Consider the following 1,649-nt stretch of genomic DNA (forward strand, 5'->3'; position numbering starts at 1 on the left):
TCATTGGATTTTTCGGTCATTATTTTCAGATAAGAGGTACGAATTTCTTCAAGCGGCGCAAATGTAGGCACAATGGCATCAGTCATACTACGTGTTGTATAAGTAAACCCCCCCACCTCTCCCTCTCTTTCCAAAGAAGATATTAGCGCTACCCCTTTTAAAAAAAATACGTTTTCAACGTCTGCTATTTTTCCACTCAGAGTAGTGTAACGGGCCAAATACGGCTTAGTTAACTCCCATAACTGCAAAATTCGCCCTAGTAGTTGTTGCAGCTTGGCTTGGTCCGCTGGCGCGATCGCTTTATGCGTTGCAATGTAGGGAGTTAGTATTGACCCTAACCGTCCCGCATAATCCCTTATCTCGAACAGCTTCTGTCCTATTAGTGCCTCATCGGCAATATCGCTTTTTCCCTCGATGGAATACAACGCCACGACGTTGATTAATGGTCGTATAGCGTCCACGGCACTGAACATCCCACTTATGGCGTCCTGGATTGATAGCAGTGTGCGTGAACTGAAAGGAGAGGAAAGCTCCTTGTCCACCAAAATCCTCGCTCTTGCCAACGCACGTTTAGTGGTAAAAATTTCCCCTTCCGCATCAAAATCAGTAGTAGCAAGAGCATCAGCCATTTCAGCTATTGCTTTATCGGTTGAAAGCCGATAAGCCAGAAGGCGCTTTGCAGGCTCCGAGTTGGGAGAATAGTCACCTCCAAGCATGGTGTTCGTAGGGCCCCGCTCCGCTGAAATCGCGTTGGCCGCCAGCAACACATCTTGATATAGCTGAAGATTTTCGTAATTCCGTTTTGCCAACCGATATTCGTTTCCAATAAATGTGATCAATAAGAAGGCCATTAAAAAAGCAAGCGCCAGTAGAACTAAACAGCCCGCCGTTAGTTTTCCTTGAAGGCTGTAGCGGCTACAAAAACCGCGAGCTACGATAAATTCCATTTTGACTGCCATTATTGATCATGTTGAGGACTAGCAAGCTACGACACCAAATGGCCACCATCAATCTTTATCCGACATTCGGCTTGCAGGGGGCGCCCTGGTGACGCGCTTTGCAAGCAATTCAAAACTTCCTAGAACGGCGCCATATGGCTCCCTAGAGCTTGTGCACTTTGGTTTTGAGCATATGATTGGGACCTGGCCAAGGGGAACACATGATCGGAAAGCAGTGGCTGGCTAAGTGGGACTTGGGAGAAAAAGGGGTGACGTGTCGACACTGCGGCGCGATCCAGCTTTTGACGGATGCGCGGCGCCCTTTCGAGCACCGGGAGGGATGTGAGCAAGTCAAGCCCGCTGCGGAATTTCCGTGGCGAGATCTGAAGGCGGTATTGCGGGGAATACAGCGAGGCTAATGACAACTCGTTCGGACGTAATCCTGTAGCGCTCTCAAGGCTGCTTGGTCGGCGATAATGCCGGCTCGGATATCGAGAAGGTCTTGTCCAGCAGTTGCAGAGAGTTCGACGGTTCCTGCATCGTCCACGCTGGTGGAGCTGGTGGCTTTGGGCACGTTGCCGCCACTGGAATTACAGTTGCCTGCGACGCGCAGCCGCTTCCCAGCAGCAAGATCACGGCGCCGGCGCTCGTTGTCAGCCAATGCATCGGCCTTCTCCTTGGTTCGTTTGGTATCGAGGTCGGCCAGCGCCT

General features: G+C 50.7%; 2 protein-coding genes. Both read right to left on the reverse strand.

Annotated features, from left to right (window positions below; all coding sequences use genetic code 11):
- Nucleotides 1–947, reverse strand: a 947-nt coding sequence (locus tag HAQ05_RS27695; protein ID WP_190427549.1) for a nitrate- and nitrite sensing domain-containing protein, incomplete at its 3' end; no start/stop codon positions are given.
- Between the two features lie 406 nt (nucleotides 948–1,353).
- Nucleotides 1,354–1,649: lysis system i-spanin subunit Rz (locus tag HAQ05_RS27700; RefSeq protein WP_202988131.1), on the reverse strand; the 296-nt coding region annotated here is incomplete at its 5' end.

The sequence above is a fragment of the Pseudomonas typographi genome (genome assembly GCF_014694385.1).
GTDB classification, from domain to species: domain Bacteria; phylum Pseudomonadota; class Gammaproteobacteria; order Pseudomonadales; family Pseudomonadaceae; genus Aquipseudomonas; species Aquipseudomonas typographi.